Origin of the sequence: Stutzerimonas kunmingensis, assembly GCF_032106285.1 — a bacterium.
GTDB classification, from domain to species: domain Bacteria; phylum Pseudomonadota; class Gammaproteobacteria; order Pseudomonadales; family Pseudomonadaceae; genus Stutzerimonas; species Stutzerimonas kunmingensis_B.
Map to the genome: position 1 here is coordinate 46,185 of NZ_DAMCPO010000012.1, position 16,059 is coordinate 62,243.

At 61.4% G+C, this 16,059-nt stretch carries 14 protein-coding genes; all 14 read left to right on the forward strand.

The features are described from left to right. Positions 1-35 precede the first annotated feature (35 nt). Complete coding sequence (locus RT582_RS11465; protein ID WP_313477451.1) at positions 36-539, forward strand: OmpH family outer membrane protein; 504 nt, start codon at positions 36-38, stop codon at positions 537-539. 1 nt (position 540) lies between these two features. After that, entirely contained in the window at positions 541-1,599 is a 1,059-nt protein-coding gene (gene lpxD / locus RT582_RS11470; RefSeq protein WP_313477453.1) for a UDP-3-O-(3-hydroxymyristoyl)glucosamine N-acyltransferase, read from the forward strand. Between the two features lie 103 nt (positions 1,600-1,702). Then, entirely contained in the window at positions 1,703-2,143 is a 441-nt protein-coding gene (fabZ, locus tag RT582_RS11475) for a 3-hydroxyacyl-ACP dehydratase FabZ (RefSeq protein WP_003299359.1), read from the forward strand. Further along, the gene (lpxA, locus tag RT582_RS11480) at positions 2,140-2,916 is read left to right on the forward strand and encodes an acyl-ACP--UDP-N-acetylglucosamine O-acyltransferase (protein ID WP_003299358.1); all 777 of its coding nucleotides are present in this window, start codon (positions 2,140-2,142) and stop codon (positions 2,914-2,916) included. The genes fabZ and lpxA overlap by 4 nt, the downstream gene beginning before the upstream one ends. A 1-nt stretch (position 2,917) precedes the next feature. Further along, positions 2,918-4,051, forward strand: coding sequence for a lipid-A-disaccharide synthase (gene lpxB / locus RT582_RS11485; protein WP_313477533.1), 1,134 nt, complete (start codon positions 2,918-2,920; stop codon positions 4,049-4,051). After that, positions 4,051-4,689: a ribonuclease HII gene (rnhB, locus tag RT582_RS11490; RefSeq protein WP_278349229.1), complete on the forward strand. Its 639-nt coding sequence runs from the start codon at positions 4,051-4,053 to the stop codon at positions 4,687-4,689. Before lpxB ends, rnhB begins: the two co-directional genes overlap by 1 nt. Positions 4,690-4,844: 155 nt before the next feature. Beyond that, positions 4,845-8,366 carry a DNA polymerase III subunit alpha gene (gene dnaE, locus RT582_RS11495; protein ID WP_313477456.1) on the forward strand — a complete coding sequence of 1,174 codons (3,522 nt, stop codon included), beginning with the start codon at positions 4,845-4,847 and terminating at the stop codon, positions 8,364-8,366. A gap of 182 nt (positions 8,367-8,548) precedes the next feature. Further along, the gene (locus tag RT582_RS11500; protein ID WP_014819915.1) at positions 8,549-9,499 is read left to right on the forward strand and encodes an acetyl-CoA carboxylase carboxyltransferase subunit alpha; all 951 of its coding nucleotides are present in this window, start codon (positions 8,549-8,551) and stop codon (positions 9,497-9,499) included. 145 nt (positions 9,500-9,644) lie between these two features. Next, positions 9,645-10,934 carry a tRNA lysidine(34) synthetase TilS gene (gene tilS, locus RT582_RS11505; RefSeq protein WP_313477535.1) on the forward strand — a complete coding sequence of 430 codons (1,290 nt, stop codon included), beginning with the start codon at positions 9,645-9,647 and terminating at the stop codon, positions 10,932-10,934. 168 nt (positions 10,935-11,102) lie between these two features. Further along, positions 11,103-12,734: a CTP synthase gene (locus RT582_RS11510; protein ID WP_014819917.1), complete on the forward strand. Its 1,632-nt coding sequence runs from the start codon at positions 11,103-11,105 to the stop codon at positions 12,732-12,734. Then, positions 12,731-13,576, forward strand: coding sequence for a 3-deoxy-8-phosphooctulonate synthase (kdsA, locus tag RT582_RS11515; protein ID WP_041013559.1), 846 nt, complete (start codon positions 12,731-12,733; stop codon positions 13,574-13,576). Before RT582_RS11510 ends, kdsA begins: the two co-directional genes overlap by 4 nt. 33 nt (positions 13,577-13,609) lie before the next feature. Then, the gene (gene eno, locus RT582_RS11520) at positions 13,610-14,899 is read left to right on the forward strand and encodes a phosphopyruvate hydratase (protein ID WP_313477459.1); all 1,290 of its coding nucleotides are present in this window, start codon (positions 13,610-13,612) and stop codon (positions 14,897-14,899) included. 142 nt (positions 14,900-15,041) lie between these two features. Then, entirely contained in the window at positions 15,042-15,320 is a 279-nt protein-coding gene (ftsB, locus tag RT582_RS11525) for a cell division protein FtsB (protein WP_014819920.1), read from the forward strand. Further along, positions 15,317-16,033, forward strand: a complete 717-nt coding sequence (ispD, locus tag RT582_RS11530; RefSeq protein ID WP_090518987.1) for a 2-C-methyl-D-erythritol 4-phosphate cytidylyltransferase — start codon at positions 15,317-15,319, stop codon at positions 16,031-16,033. The genes ftsB and ispD overlap by 4 nt, the downstream gene beginning before the upstream one ends. Positions 16,034-16,059: the final 26 nt, after the last annotated feature.

Below are 16,059 nucleotides of genomic sequence, written 5' to 3' on the forward strand. Positions count from 1 at the left end.
TGCCTCAGTGTTTTCTTTCAGGAGTGGTGTTTACCGTGCGTAAGTTGACTCAACTGTTTTTCGTCGTTGCCGCGCTGGTAGCGACCCCAGCATTTGCCGAAATGAAGATCGCCGTCATGAACTATCAGATGGCGCTGCTTGAGTCGGATGCGGCCAAACGTTACGCGGTCGACGCGGAGAAGAAGTTCGGCCCCCAACTGAGCAAGCTGAAAACACTCGAAAGCGACGCCAAGCGTATTCAGGATCGCCTGGTAAAGGACGGCGACAAGATGCAGCAGGCCGAGCGTGAACGTCTGGAGCTCGAATTCAAGCAAAAGGCCCGTGACTTCCAGTTCCAGTCCAAGGAATTGAACGAGGCAAAGGCTGTGGCGGATCGGGACATGCTCAAGCAGCTCAAGCCGAAGCTTGATCAGGCTGTCGAAGAAGTCATCAAGAAGGGCAACTACGACCTGGTGTTCGAGCGTGGTGCCGTGGTGGATGTCAAACCGCAGTTCGATATCACCCGCCAGGTCATCGAGCGCATGAATCAGCTGCGCTGATATGGCAGGCGCAGTCTATACACTCGGCCAGCTGGCCGAGGAACTGGGTGGCACCCTGCGCGGCGATGCTGACCAGGCTATTAGCGGGCTCGCTACCCTGCAGGAGGCGGGCCCGGCGCATTTGAGCTTCCTTGCCAATGCTCAGTATCGCAAGTACCTGTCGACCACCCAGGCCGCCGCGGTGTTGTTGGCTCCCGCTGATGCTGAAGGCTACGAAGGCGCGGCAATTGTCATTAGCGACCCCTATCTGGCTTATGCGCGCGCGTCGCACCTGTTCGAGACTCGACCGGTAGCGAATAGCGGCATTCACCCGACGGCGGTGGTCGCTGCCGATGCTTATGTAGATTCGTCGGCCAGCATTGGTCCCTATGTGGTGATCGAGTCCGGCGCAACCATCGAGGCGGATGTGGTGATCGGTGCGCAGTCATTCGTCGGCGCCCGTAGCCGAATCGGCGCTGGCGGGCGACTCGCACCGCGAGTCACGCTTTATCACGACGTGCAGATCGGTAAGCGCGTGGTGATCCAGTCCGGTGCCGTGATCGGTGGTGAGGGGTTCGGCTTCGCCAAGGAAAAAGGTGCCTGGCAGAAGATCGCTCAAATCGGCGGTGTGCGTATCGGGGATGATGTGGAGATTGGCTCGAATACCACCATCGACCGCGGCGCCCTTTCCGATACGCTGATTGGCAACGGCGTGAAGCTAGATAATCAGATCATGATCGCGCACAACGTGCAGATCGGTGACAACACGGCGATGGCTGGCTGTGCCGGCATCTCCGGTAGCACCAAGATCGGACGCAATTGCATGATCGCCGGTGGCGTCGGCATGGTTGGGCACATCGAAGTGTGCGACAACGTGTTCGTGACGGGTATGACGATGGTCACGCGCTCGATCACGGAACCCGGAAGCTACTCCTCGGGCACGGCGATGCAGAATGCTGCCGATTGGAGAAAGAGTGCGGCGCGTATTCGTCAGTTGGATGACATGGCTCGCCGGCTGCAACAGCTGGAGAAAAGCCTGGCTACCGTGACTCAGGGTCAGAATCCGGCTTCTGATGCCTGAGCTTACCGTCTGATCCGGTTTTTTTCGGGGTTAATGCCTGTCAGTGCTCGCGCGGGCTTTCAGCGCAGGCGGCCCTATACTTTTTTACAGGCTCTTTCCTGACATGATGGATATCAACGAGATTCGCGAATATTTGCCTCACCGCTACCCGTTCCTGCTGGTGGACCGTGTGACGGAGATGGACGTCGAGGCCAAGCGCGTTCGTGCCTACAAGAACGTGACCATCAACGAACCGTTCTTCAATGGGCATTTTCCACAGCATCCGATCATGCCAGGCGTGCTGATCATCGAAGCCATGGCGCAGGCGGCCGGTCTGCTTGGTTTCAAGATGATGGGCGTCAAGCCAGCCGATGGCACGCTTTACTATTTCGTCGGCTCTGACAAGCTGCGCTTCCGTCAGCCGGTGGTTCCGGGCGATCAGTTGGTGCTGGAAGCTTCCTTCATCAGCGCCAAACGCGGCATCTGGAAGTTCGATTGTCGTGCGAGCGTCGAGGGCAAGCCGGTCTGCTCGGCAGAAATCATCTGCGCGGAACAGAAGATATGAGTTTGATCGACCCTCGCGCCATCATCGACCCTGCGGCTCGCTTGGCGGATGACGTCCAGGTCGGCCCATGGTCGATCATTGGTCCGGACGTCGAAATTGGCGAGGGTACGGTGATCGCGTCGCATGTGGTCATCAAAGGGCCGACCCGTATCGGTCGGCACAATCGCATCTATCAGTTCTCCTCGGTTGGCGAAGATACGCCGGATCTGAAGTACAAGGGTGAGCCGACGCGCCTGGTGATTGGCGATCACAACGTGATTCGCGAGGGTGTTACCATCCATCGCGGCACCGTGCAGGATCGCTCCGAAACCACCCTCGGTGATCACAACCTGATCATGGCTTATGCTCACATCGGCCACGACAGCGTGATCGCCAATCATTGCATTCTGGTCAACAACACCGCGCTGGCCGGTCACGTCCATGTGGGCGACTGGGCCATTCTCTCCGGTTACACCCTGGTACATCAGTTCTGCCATATCGGCGCCCATAGTTTTTCCGGTATGGGCACGGCGATCGGCAAGGATGTACCGGCATTTGTCACCGTGTTCGGCAATCCGGCGGAGGCGCGCAGCATGAACTTCGAGGGCATGCGTCGTCGTGGCTTCAGCGCCGAAGCCGTTCACGCCCTGCGCAACGCTTACAAGGTCGTCTACCGCAAAGGGTTGACCGTGGAGGCCGCACTCACCGAGCTGGCCGAAAGTGCAGCGGCATTCCCCGAGGTTGCGATCTTCCGCGACTCGATCCAGGCTTCAACTCGTGGCATCACCCGCTGAGATGAACCGGCCGCTCAGGGTTGCCTTGGTAGCCGGGGAGTCCTCCGGTGACATCCTTGGTGCAGGCCTGATGCAGGCGCTGAAGGCTCAGCACGCGAATGTCGAATTCATCGGGGTCGGCGGCTCGCGCATGCAGGCCGAAGGGTTGCCGTCGTACTTTCCGCTCGAGCGTCTGGCAGTGATGGGCCTGGTCGAAGTGCTTGGTCGTTTGCCGGAGCTGCTGGCCCGCCGCAAACGCCTGGTGGACACGCTGATCCAGCAGCGGCCGGATGTATTCATCGGCATCGACGCGCCGGACTTCAATCTCGGGCTTGAGCTCAAGCTGCGTCGGGTCGGAATCAAGACCGTGCACTACGTCAGTCCGTCGGTCTGGGCCTGGCGTCAGAAGCGGGTACTGAAGATCCGTGACGCCTGCGATCTGATGCTCACGCTGTTTCCATTCGAGGCCAGGTTCTACGACGAGCACCAGGTACCTGTTCGCTTCGTCGGTCATCCCCTGGCTGATGCCATTCCGCTTTGCGCCGATCGTGCCGCGGCACGGCAAGCGCTCGGATTGCCAGCGGATGGCCTGGTCGTCGCGCTGATGCCCGGTAGCAGGGGCGGCGAAGTCGCTCGCCTGGGGGATCTGTTCCTTTTCGCTGCCGAGCGGTTGCGCGCCATGCGTCCCGGGATTCGTTTTGTCATGCCTTGCGCCAGCCCCGAGCGGCGGCTGCAGCTTGAGCAGATGCTGGTTACGCGTGATTTACCGCTGACCCTGCTCGATGGCCGGTCCCATGAAGCATTGGCCGCCTGCAACGCCGTGTTGATTGCTTCCGGTACGGCAACGCTTGAGGCGCTGTTGTTCAAACGTCCTATGGTGGTGGCTTACAGCGTAGCGCCAATGACTTACCGCATCCTCCGGCGGCTAGTGAAGAGCCCCTATGTTGCGCTTCCCAACCTGCTGGCCCAGCGTCTGCTGGTTCCCGAGTTGCTGCAGGACGCCGCTACCCCCGAAGCGCTTGCGCAGTCTCTGTCGCCACTGCTGGACGATGGTGACGTGCAAACCGAAGGCTTCGACAGTATTCATCGCACCCTGCGTTGCGATGCGTCGAGTCAGGCCGCCGATGCCGTGTTGCGCCTGGTTGGAGTTCGTTGATGCAGTTCGGGCTCGATTTCAATCTGGTCGAAGAGCTGGTTGCCGGCGTCGACGAGGTCGGGCGCGGGCCGCTGTGTGGTCCTGTAGTGACCGCCGCAGTGATCCTCGATCCCGCGCGTCCGATCAAAGGCCTCAACGACTCGAAAAAGCTGAGCGAAGCCCGTCGTGAAGCGTTGTTCGACGAGATCTGCGAAAAGGCGGTGGCGTGGTGCATTGCCCGAGCCGAGGTCGAAGAGATCGATCAGCTGAATATCCTTCACGCCACGATGCTCGCCATGCAGCGTGCGGTTGATGGACTGTGTGTCACGCCGCGGCTGGCACTCATCGATGGCAATCGGTGCCCTCAGCTGAACGTGCCCAGCGCACCGGTGATCCAGGGCGACGGTCAGGTGCCGGCTATCGCTGCGGCATCCATCCTGGCCAAGGTCAGTCGTGACCGCGAAATGCAGGCCCTGGATCTCTGCTATCCGGGGTATGGGCTGGCCGGGCACAAGGGTTATCCGACTCCAAGCCATCTGGAAGCGCTTCGTCGGCTAGGACCAACGCCCATTCATCGGCGCTCTTTCGCCCCCGTGCGTACGCTGCTTGAGCAGGCAGTTGTCGAGACCGACATCCCGGCCAGCGTGCTGCTGGTCTAGCTGGTAACTGTACGCGGGCCAGCCAGGTGCTTCATGAAGTCCTGGGCCGCCGAACACCCTTTTGCCGTGTCGGCTACCGTTAGCGCGGTCGCCAGCCCGTCCGTGCTTTCCGGTACAATTCCGCGCTTGTCGTTCTGCCAGCTCAAGGTCTGTTCATGCCTGTTTCCTTCGTCCATCTACGTCTGCATACCGAGTACTCGCTGGTCGATGGGCTGGTTCGGGTCAAGCCGCTGATCAAGGCGGTCGCGGCAGGTGGCATGCCGGCAGTGGCGGTGACCGACATGAGCAATATGTGCTCGCTGGTCAAGTTCTATAAAGCCGCGCAGGGCGCCGGCATAAAGCCGATTTGCGGTGCCGATATCTGGATGGCTGGTTGTGACGAGGACGGTCCTCTCAGCCGCTTGACCTTGCTGGCGATGAATCCCAAGGGGTATCGCAATCTCACCGAGTTGATCTCTCGCGGCTGGACCGAAGGCCAGCGCAACGATCTGGTGATCATCGAGCGCGACTGGGTCAAGCAGGCCGCCGAAGGTGTGATCGCCTTGTCTGGCGCCAGGGAGGGAGAGGTCGGCCAGGCGCTGCTCAATGGCGACGAAGCACTGGCCGAATCGCGTCTGGCTGAATGGCGCGATGTGTTTGCCGACCGCTTCTACCTGGAAGTTCAGCGCACCAGCCGAGTCAATGACGAAGAGTATCTGCACGCTGCAGTCGCGCTCGCCGAGCGCAGCGGTACGCCGCTGGTCGCGACGAACGACGTGCGTTTCCTCAAGCAGGAAGACTTCGAGGCCCACGAGACCCGCGTATGCATCGGTGAAGGCCGAACTCTGGACGATCCGCGGCGGCCGCGTACCTACTCTGATCAGCAGTATCTGAAGACTCCGGCAGAGATGGCCGAGCTGTTCAGCGACCTCCCCGAGGCGCTGGAAAACACCGTCGAGATCGCCAAGCGCTGCAACATCGAAGTGCAGTTGGGTACCTACTTCCTGCCGAACTTCCCCGTGCCCGAGGGCATGACCATCGACGACTACCTGCGTCAGGTGTCGTTTGAAGGACTGGAAGAACGCCTCGAGGTGCTGCTACCCAAGGACACTCCTGACTACGAGGCGAAGAAGCAGGTCTACATCGATCGCCTTGAGTTCGAGCTGGGCACCATCATCCAGATGGGCTTCCCCGGTTACTTCCTGATCGTTATGGACTTCATCAAGTGGGCGAAGAACAACGGCGTACCGGTCGGCCCAGGCCGTGGCTCGGGTGCCGGCTCACTGGTCGCCTACGTGCTGAAGATCACCGACCTCGATCCGCTGGCCTATGACCTGCTGTTCGAGCGCTTCCTCAACCCCGAACGTATTTCCATGCCCGACTTCGACGTCGACTTTTGCATGGATGGTCGCGACCGGGTCATCGATTACGTGGCCGAGGCATATGGCCGTAATGCGGTCAGCCAGATCATCACCTTCGGCACCATGGCGGCCAAGGCCGTGGTGCGCGACGTGGCGCGGGTGCAGGGCAAGTCCTACGGCCTGGCTGATCGGTTGTCGAAGATGATTCCCTTCGAAGTCGGCATGACGCTGGAAAAGGCCTACGAAATGGAGGAGCCGCTGCGCGACTTCCTCGCCGTTGACGAGGACGCCCGGGAAATCTGGGAGATGGCGCTCAAGCTCGAAGGCATTACCCGCGGTACCGGTAAGCACGCCGGTGGTGTGGTGATCGCGCCAACCAAGCTCACCGACTTCGCGCCGATCGCCTGCGACGAGGAGGGTGGCGGCCTGGTGACCCAGTTCGACAAGGACGACGTCGAGCAGGCCGGTCTGGTGAAGTTCGACTTCCTCGGCCTGCGGACGCTGACCATCATCAAGTGGGCGTTGGAAACTATCAACCGCGAACAGGCCAAGAAGGGCCTGGAGCCGATCAACATCGACTTCATCCCGCTGGATGACAAGCCAACCTACCAGTTGCTGCAGAAGGCCGAGACCACCGCGGTATTCCAGCTCGAATCCCGCGGTATGAAGGAGCTGATCAAAAAGCTCAAGCCCGACTGCCTGGAAGACCTGATCGCACTGGTGGCGCTGTTCCGTCCCGGTCCGTTGCAATCGGGCATGGTGGACGACTTCATCAACCGCAAGCACGGGCGTGCCGAAGTCTCCTATCCACACCCGGACTACCAGTACGCCGGGCTGGAGCCAGTGCTCAAGCCCACCTACGGCATCATCCTGTACCAGGAACAGGTGATGCAGATCGCACAGGTCATGGCCGGCTATACGCTGGGTGGTGCGGACATGCTGCGCCGCGCCATGGGCAAGAAGAAGCCCGAGGAGATGGCCAAGCAGCGCGGTGGTTTCATCGAAGGCTGTTCCAACAACGGCATCGACAAGGAGCTGTCAGGCAACATCTTCGATCTGGTGGAAAAGTTCGCCGGTTACGGCTTCAACAAATCGCACTCGGCCGCCTATGGCCTGGTTTCCTATCAGACCGCCTGGCTCAAGGCGCATTACCCGTCGCCGTTCATGGCTGCCGTGCTTTCGGCGGATATGCATAACACCGACAAGGTGGTGATCCTCATCGAGGAATGCCGCAGCATGAAGCTGCGCATCGATCCGCCGGATGTGAATGTTTCCGAATTCAAGTTCACCGTGAACGATGACGGTCGTATCGTCTACGGCCTTGGTGCGGTCAAGGGCGTCGGTGAGGGGCCCGTAGAGGCCATCGCCGAATGCCGAGCAGAAGGCGGGCCGTTCAAGGATCTGTTCGATTTCTGCGCGCGTATCGACCTCAAGCGCATCAACAAGCGTACCCTCGAGGCGCTGATCCGTTCCGGTGCGCTGGATCGTCTGGGTCCGTATTTCTTCGAAGAGGTCAAGGCCTATCAGGCCAACATCGACCGCAATCGGGCGGTTTTGCTGGCGGCGATGGAAGAAGCGGTGCAGGCCGCGGAGCAGACGGCGCGCAGCGCTGAGAGCGGCCACATGGACCTGTTTGGCGGCTTGTTCGCCGAGCCCGAAGCTGACGTCTACGCCAACCACCGCAAGGCGCGCGAGCTGTCTCTGAAGGAGCGTCTGAAAGGTGAAAAGGACACCCTCGGCCTCTATCTCACTGGTCACCCGATCGATGAATACGAGGGCGAGGTGCGGCGCTTCGCACGCCAGCGCATCGTCGATCTACGTCCGGCGCGTGGCGAGCAGACCATTGCCGGCCTGATCGTCAATCTGCGGGTAATGAAGAACAAGAAGGGCGACAAGATGGGTTTCATCACCCTGGATGACCGCTCGGGGCGCATCGAGGCGTCACTGTTCGCCGAGGCTTTCAATACTGCTCAGGCGTTGTTGCAAACCGATGCGCTGGTCGTGGTGGAGGGCGAGGTAAGCAACGATGACTTTTCCGGTGGCCTGCGGCTGCGCGCCAAGCGGGTGATGAGCCTGGAAGAGGCGCGCACCGGGCTCGCCGAAAGTCTACGGGTCAAGGTCGCTGGTGAAGCGCTCAAGGGTGAGCGCATGCGTTGGCTGGCCGAGGTCTGTGGCCGTCATCGCGGGGCCTGCCCGATTACGCTGGAATATACCGGTCGTGACGCGCGTGCCCTGCTGCAGTTCGGTGAAGCCTGGCGGATCGACCCGGCCGACAACTTGATTCAGGCATTGCGTGACCAGTTCGGACGCGACAACGTCTTCCTGCAATACCGATAGAGGGCCGAGGCCCGGAAGGTCGCCGATGGCGCTTTCCGGGTCAGGCCCGAACGGCCCGGTGATGACCGGGTCATGGTTCAGAACAATTTTTGTTCGACCTGAATGCGCCCGTCCCGTAAGGTAAGGCGCAAAAAACGGAACAGCCTCCCGGCCGCCTGGCCGTCGACGCATGACGGATGCCTATGAACCCGAATTTCCTGGATTTCGAACAGCCGATCGCCGACCTGCAAGCCAAGATCGAAGAATTGCGCCTGGTTGGTAACGACAACTCGCTGAACATCGGCGATGAGATTGCCCGCCTGCAGGACAAGAGCGAATCGCTCACCGAAAGCATCTTCGGCAATCTGACCAGCTGGCAGATCGCCCGCCTGGCTCGCCACCCGCAGCGCCCCTACACTCTCGACTACATCAATCACCTGTTCACCGAGTTCGAAGAGCTGCACGGTGATCGCCACTTCTCCGATGACGCCGCTATCGTGGGCGGTACTGCGCGTCTGGACGGACAGCCGGTGATGATCATCGGTCATCAGAAGGGTCGTGAGGTGCGCGAGAAGGTTCGCCGTAATTTCGGCATGCCGCGCCCCGAGGGTTACCGCAAGGCGTGCCGTCTGATGGAGATGGCCGAGCGCTTCAAGATGCCGATCCTGACCTTCATCGACACCCCGGGCGCCTATCCGGGTATCGATGCCGAAGAGCGCAACCAGAGCGAGGCCATTGCCTGGAACCTGCGCGTCATGGCACGTCTGAAGACGCCGATCATTGCCACCGTGATCGGTGAGGGCGGTTCTGGCGGAGCCCTGGCTATTGGCGTCTGCGACCAGCTGAACATGCTGCAGTATTCCACCTACGCGGTGATTTCGCCGGAAGGCTGCGCCTCGATTCTCTGGCGCACCGCCGAGAAGGCACCTGAAGCGGCCGAGGCCATGGGTGTGACGGCTGAGCGTCTCAAGGACCTGGGCATCGTCGACAAGGTGATCCCGGAGCCTCTGGGCGGCGCCCACCGCAATCCTGCCGTCATGGCGGCGGCCATGCGTGAGCAGCTGAACAGCCAGCTGCATATGCTCAAGTCGCTGGATACCGATGCGCTGCTCGCGCGCCGCTATGAGCGCCTGATGAGCTACGGTATCGCCTGATCCGTCACGCCTGATTCGCGTCTCGATTTTCGCCGTTCGGAATCGAGGCGCGTAAGCCAGTGGGTTGATCGCCCCCAACGTCCTATCGCTGCTTCTGCCGCCGGGCTTTATGCTTGCCGTCAACGCCGGTCATCGAAGCGCTCGTATGTCCCTCGACTCCCTCCTGCTTTCAGCTCTCGCACCCTGGCGTGGTTCACCGACGTGGTGGGTCGCGTTGTCTGGTGGTCTTGATTCGACCGTCCTGTTGCATTTGCTGGTACGGCTCGCTGGACAGCATGAGCTGCCTGCGATTCGCGCGATCCATGTGCATCATGGTCTGCAAGCCGCTGGTGACGGCTGGCCGGCGCATTGCCAGGCGATCTGCGACGGCTTAGACGTTCCTTTGCAGATGGTCCGCGTGAAGGTCGTGCCTGGCGCAAGCCTGGAGCGTGCGGCGCGCGAGGCTCGCTATGAAGCGTTCTCCGAATGCCTGGGGGTGGGCGAGTTGCTCCTGACAGGTCAACACCGTGACGATCAGGCCGAAACTGTGCTGTTTCGTCTGCTCCGAGGGGCTGGCGTGCGCGGTCTGGCAGCGATGCCGGTGGAGCGGTCGCTAGGTCTGGGCAGGCTGGTGAGACCGCTTCTCGGGGTATCGCGCATCGAACTCGAGGCTTACGCCCGGCGCAACGCATTACGCTGGGTCGAGGATCCGAGCAATCAGGATCACAACTATTCGCGTAATTTTCTGCGCTGCGAGGTCATGCCGCTTTTAAAGCGGCGCTGGCCGCAGGCGGCTTCGAGTATGGCTCGAGCAGCGGCTCATATGACTGAAGCGCAGCAACTGCTGGACGAGCTGGCGCAACAGGATCTGCTCATTGCGAACATGGCCAGCGCTTTTGAGTGGCTGCGCCTGCCCAGCCTTGCGCTACCGCCGTTGCGAGCATTGACGCCGGTGCGTCAGCGCAACGCGCTACGTCATTGGCTGGCGAGCTTCACGCTGGCGCCGGATGAGGATCACTGGGCCGGCTGGGCGTCGCTGCTGAATGCCCGGCCGGATGCCACGCCGCGATGGTGCTTGGCAGGGGGCGAGCTGCAGCGCACTGGCGAGCGGGTCTGGTGGCTGCCCGATAGCTGGCTTGAGCCGGTTGTCGAGCCGATCGACTGGTCGGATCCGTCCACAGCCCTGGATCTCCCAGGCAATGGCATGCTTCGAGGGGAGGGTGAGCCACCTGCCGGTAAACTCCAGGTCCGCTATCGGCACGGTGGCGAGGCGCTTCTCGTGCCTGGCCGCGGCCGGCGCGACCTGAAACGTCTGCTTAACGAGGCTGGCGTTCCCCATTTTGCGCGCAGTCGTCTGCCATTGCTTTACTGCAATGATGAACTGATCGGCGTAGCCAATCTGCCACTCCTGGCTAACGGGCGGTTCGCCCTGTATTGGTGCGTGCCGGACTTCTAAGTGGTTTGAGCTGATAAGGCCTTTCCGGTAGACTACGCTCCCGTCTCAATACAGCTTCTGCGGTTTCTTCGAATCCGTGGCAGTTGCGCTATTGCCGCTCGCGAGCAATGGCATCTTCGCTTTCCCCCGGCGGCGCCGGCCGCTTAACGCAGACTTCTAGGGTTTTTCATGACGCGCTACATCTTCGTCACGGGTGGTGTTGTTTCTTCATTGGGGAAAGGCATCGCCTCGGCTTCATTGGCGGCCATCCTGGAGGCGCGGGGCCTGAAGGTCACGATGCTCAAGCTTGACCCTTACATCAACGTCGATCCGGGCACCATGAGCCCGTTCCAGCACGGCGAGGTGTTCGTCACCCACGACGGCGCCGAGACCGATCTCGATCTGGGGCACTACGAGCGGTTCATCCGCACCCGCATGACCCAGAACAACAACTTCACCACCGGTCGCGTATACGAAGACGTGCTGCGCCGCGAGCGCCGGGGTGATTACCTGGGTGCGACCATTCAGGTCATTCCGCACATCACCGACGAGATCAAGCGTCGCATCATCAAGGGCGCCGGCGATGCCGACGTTGCCCTGGTTGAAGTCGGCGGCACCGTCGGGGACATCGAGTCGCAGCCGTTCCTTGAGGCGATTCGCCAGTTGCGCGTCGAAGTGGGCGCCAAGCGCGCCATGCTGATGCACCTGACGCTGGTGCCCTACATCGCCACTGCCGGCGAAACCAAGACCAAGCCTACGCAGCATTCGGTGAAGGAGCTGCGCTCCATCGGCCTGCAGCCTGACGTACTGGTCTGCCGCTCTGATCGTGCCATCGACGTTTCCTCGCGGCGTAAGATTGCGCTGTTCACCAACGTCGAAGAGCGCGCGGTGATCAGCCTTCCGGACGCCGATACGATCTACAAGATTCCAGGCATCCTGCATGCCCAGGGCCTCGATGACTACGTGGTCGAGCGCTTTGGCCTGGAGTGTCGTGGTGCCGATCTCTCCGAATGGGATCGTGTCGTCGATGCCAAGCTGCACCCGGAGAAGGAAGTCACCATCGCCATGGTCGGTAAGTACATGGAACTTCTGGACGCCTACAAATCTCTGATCGAGGCGATGAGCCACGCTGGCATCCAGAGCCGTACCAAAGTGAACCTGCGTTATATCGACTCCGAAGACATCGAGAATCAGGGCACCAGCCTGCTGGAAGGTGTCGACGCCATTCTCGTGCCGGGCGGTTTCGGTCTGCGCGGCGTCGAGGGCAAGATCGCGACGGTACGTTATGCCCGTGAGAACAAGATCCCGTATCTGGGCATCTGCCTGGGTATGCAGGTCGCGGTCATCGAGTTCGCCCGTGACGTGCTGGGCTGGTCCGACGCCAACTCCACCGAGTTCGACAAGGACAGTGGTCACCCGGTAGTCGGTCTGATCACCGAGTGGGAAGACGCCAGCGGTGCCGTGGAAACCCGCAGTGATAACTCGGATCTGGGCGGCACCATGCGTCTTGGCGCGCAGGAATGCGGCCTCGAAGCCGGCTCCAACGTATTCGAGTGCTACGGCCAGGAGCGCATCGTCGAGCGCCATCGCCATCGTTACGAAGTGAACAACAACCTGTTGCCGCAATTGCAGGCAGCGGGCCTGAAGATTACCGGGCGTTCCGGCGACGGCGCGCTGGTGGAAGTGGTCGAGGCTCCGGATCATCCCTGGTTCGTTGCCTGCCAGTTCCACCCTGAATTCACCTCCACGCCGCGTGACGGCCATCCGCTGTTCAGCGGTTTCGTCAAGGCAGCGCTGGAACACAAGGCGAAGAAGGCATGAGCCAGAAGACCATCCGCGTAGGCAACATCGAGATCGCCAACGACAAGCCGTTCGTGCTGTTCGGCGGCATCAACGTGCTGGAATCCCGCGACCTGGCCATGCAGGCCTGCGAAGAGTACGTGCGGGTGACCGAGAAGCTCGGCATCCCCTACGTGTTCAAGGCCAGCTTCGACAAGGCCAATCGCTCCTCGATCACCTCGTTCCGCGGCCCGGGCCTGGAAGAAGGGATGAAGATCTTCGAGGAAGTTAAGAAGACCTTCGGAGTGCCGGTCATCACCGATGTGCACGAGCCCTGGCAGGCGCAGCCGGTTGCCGAAGTCTGCGACATCATCCAGCTGCCGGCCTTCCTCTCCCGGCAGACCGATCTGGTCGTGGCGATGGCCAAGACCGGCGCGGTGATCAACATCAAGAAGGCGCAGTTCCTCGCGCCGCAGGAGATGAAGCACATCCTGCGCAAATGCGAGGAAGCCGGCAACGATCAGCTGATCCTCTGCGAACGCGGCTCCTCCTTCGGCTACAACAATCTGGTCGTCGACATGCTCGGCTTCGGCATCATGAAGCAGTTCGAATACCCGGTGTTCTTCGATGTCACCCACGCCCTGCAGATGCCGGGCGGTCGCGCCGATTCGGCGGGTGGTCGTCGTGCCCAGGTCACCGATCTGGCCAAGGCCGGCCTGTCCCAGGGCCTGGCCGGGCTGTTCCTCGAAGCGCACCCCGATCCGGACAATGCCAAATGCGACGGCCCGTGCGCGCTGCGCCTGAACAAGCTCGAGCCTTTCCTTACCCAGCTCAAGCAGCTGGATGATCTCGTCAAGAATTTCCCGCCAATCGAAACTGCTTGAAGCCTTGCAGCTATCTACGGAGTGTTAACAACAATGGCAAAGATCGTCGACATCAAGGGGCGTGAAGTTCTCGATTCCCGTGGCAACCCCACAGTGGAAGCCGACGTGATCCTGGACAACGGCATCATCGGCAGCGCCTGCGCGCCGTCTGGTGCATCCACCGGTTCCCGCGAGGCTTTGGAACTGCGTGATGGCGACAAGAGCCGTTACCTGGGCAAGGGCGTACTGACCGCCGTAGCCAACGTAAATGGCCCGATCCGTGACCTGCTGTTGGGCAAGGACCCGCTCGATCAGAAAGCGCTGGACCAGGCGATGATCGAGCTCGACGGTACCGAGAACAAAGGCAAGCTGGGGGCCAACGCCATCCTTGCCGTGTCGCTGGCTGCCGCCAAGGCTGCTGCTCAGGCCAAGGGCGTGCCGCTGTACGCGCACATTGCCGATCTGAACGGTACCCCGGGCGTCTACTCCATGCCGGTACCGATGATGAACATCATCAACGGCGGCGAGCATGCCGACAACAACGTCGACATCCAGGAATTCATGGTCCAGCCGGTCGGCGCCAAGACCTTCGCCGACGCGCTGCGCATGGGCGCCGAGATCTTCCACCACCTGAAGGCTGTGCTGAAGGCCCGGGGCCTGAGCACCTCCGTGGGTGACGAGGGGGGGTTCGCGCCGAACCTGGCGTCCAACGAAGACGCCCTGGCCGCAATCGCCGAAGCCGTCGCCAACGCCGGCTACACGCTGGGTGACGACGTCACACTGGCTCTGGACTGCGCTTCCTCCGAGTTCTTCAAGGACGGCAAGTACGACCTGGCCGGCGAAGGCAAGGTGTTCGACGCCGCCGGATTCGCCGACTACCTGGCCGGCCTCAGCCAGCGCTATCCGATCATCTCCATCGAAGATGGCATGGACGAATCCGACTGGGCCGGTTGGAAGGTGCTGACCGACAAGATCGGCGACAAGGTGCAACTGGTCGGTGACGACCTGTTCGTGACCAACACCAAGATCCTCAAGCGCGGCATCGACGAGGAGATCGGTAACTCGATCCTGATCAAGTTCAACCAGATCGGCTCGCTGACCGAGACCCTGGAAGCCATCCAGATGGCCAAGGCTGCTGGTTATACCGCGGTGATTTCGCACCGTTCCGGTGAAACCGAGGACAGCACCATTGCCGACCTGGCTGTGGGTACTGCCGCTGGTCAGATCAAGACCGGTTCGCTGTGCCGCTCGGATCGCGTGTCGAAGTACAACCAGCTGCTGCGTATCGAAGAGCAGCTGGCCGGCAAGGCACCGTACAAGGGTCGCGCCGAATTCCGCGGCTGATCCGCGGTGCTTAAAAAAGGGCGGCGCAAGTCGCCCTTTTTTGTTTCAATCGCTCCGTGCCCGCGTGCAAACTCTTCGTGCCTCCAGAGCCGTCGCTGTTTGCCAATACCCGAATTTCAGCTGAAGTCGTTTCATGCCTTCTATGCGTCGCCCCTACTGGTTGTTCGTCGTACTGATACTGCTGCTGGGTGGTCTGCAGTACCGTCTCTGGGTGGGCGAGGGCAGCCTGGCTCAGGTCAATGGCCTGAACAAGCAGATCGCCGAACAGCAGGGTGAGAACGAGCGGCTCCTGGAGCGCAATCGAATCCTCGAGGCGGAGGTTCTGGAGCTCAAGCAGGGCATGGAGACCGTCGAAGAGCGGGCCCGCCAGGAGCTCGGCATGGTCAAAGAGGGCGAAACCCTCTATCAGCTGATCGAATGAGCCCGCGCGATCAGCCTGCCTTCTGGGTCGTCATCCCGGCTGCCGGTGTCGGCAGTCGTATGCGCGCTGACCGTCCCAAGCAGTATCTGTTGCTGGGTGAGCGCAGCATCATCGAACACACCCTCGATTGTTTTCTGGACCACCCGGCACTTGCTGGTTTGGTGGTTTGCATTGCGCCTGACGATCCCTACTGGCCAGCGCTGCCCTGCGCTCGCGATACTCGCGTGCAGCTTGCACCGGGCGGTCGTGAGCGTTGTGATTCGGTACTCAGTGGGCTGCAGCGCCTCGATGAGCTGGGCGCGAATGAGCATGACTGGGTGCTGGTACACGACGCGGCCCGTCCCAATCTGGCGCGTGAGGATCTGGACAGGTTGCTGGCCGAGTTGGCCGATGATCCGGTCGGTGGTCTGCTGGCTGTTCCGGCGCGGGACACCCTCAAGCGCGTAGGTCCGGATGGGCGTGTGGTGGAGACGGTGGACCGCAGCGTCATCTGGCAGGCTTTCACTCCGCAGATGTTCCGCCTGGGCATGTTGTGCGACGCGCTCGAAGCTGCACTCGCCTCCCGTATGCAGGTTACCGACGAGGCGTCGGCACTGGAGTGGGCAGGTCACTCGCCTAGGGTGGTAGAAGGGCGGGCGGACAACCTGAAGGTCACCCGGCCCGAAGATCTGGAGTGGCTGGCGCAGCGCTGGAAGACAGACCGCGAGTCTTGAGAACGGGCAGGGGTTGCCTGCCCGCC

Bases quoted from the DNA above. Each gene is read 5' to 3' on its own strand.
- fabZ (WP_003299359.1), top strand. From the start codon at position 1,703: ATGATGGATATCAACGAGATTCGCGAATATTTGCCTCACCGCTACCCG.
- kdsA (WP_041013559.1), top strand. From the start codon at position 12,731: ATGAGCCAGAAGACCATCCGCGTAGGCAACATCGAGATCGCCAACGAC.
- lpxB (WP_313477533.1), top strand. From the start codon at position 2,918: ATGAACCGGCCGCTCAGGGTTGCCTTGGTAGCCGGGGAGTCCTCCGGT.
- ftsB (WP_014819920.1), top strand. From the start codon at position 15,042: ATGCGTCGCCCCTACTGGTTGTTCGTCGTACTGATACTGCTGCTGGGT.
- RT582_RS11500 (WP_014819915.1), top strand. From the start codon at position 8,549: ATGAACCCGAATTTCCTGGATTTCGAACAGCCGATCGCCGACCTGCAA.
- rnhB (WP_278349229.1), top strand. From the start codon at position 4,051: ATGCAGTTCGGGCTCGATTTCAATCTGGTCGAAGAGCTGGTTGCCGGC.
- tilS (WP_313477535.1), top strand. From the start codon at position 9,645: ATGTCCCTCGACTCCCTCCTGCTTTCAGCTCTCGCACCCTGGCGTGGT.
- lpxA (WP_003299358.1), top strand. From the start codon at position 2,140: ATGAGTTTGATCGACCCTCGCGCCATCATCGACCCTGCGGCTCGCTTG.
- ispD (WP_090518987.1), top strand. From the start codon at position 15,317: ATGAGCCCGCGCGATCAGCCTGCCTTCTGGGTCGTCATCCCGGCTGCC.
- RT582_RS11510 (WP_014819917.1), top strand. From the start codon at position 11,103: ATGACGCGCTACATCTTCGTCACGGGTGGTGTTGTTTCTTCATTGGGG.
- eno (WP_313477459.1), top strand. From the start codon at position 13,610: ATGGCAAAGATCGTCGACATCAAGGGGCGTGAAGTTCTCGATTCCCGT.
- lpxD (WP_313477453.1), top strand. From the start codon at position 541: ATGGCAGGCGCAGTCTATACACTCGGCCAGCTGGCCGAGGAACTGGGT.
- dnaE (WP_313477456.1), top strand. From the start codon at position 4,845: ATGCCTGTTTCCTTCGTCCATCTACGTCTGCATACCGAGTACTCGCTG.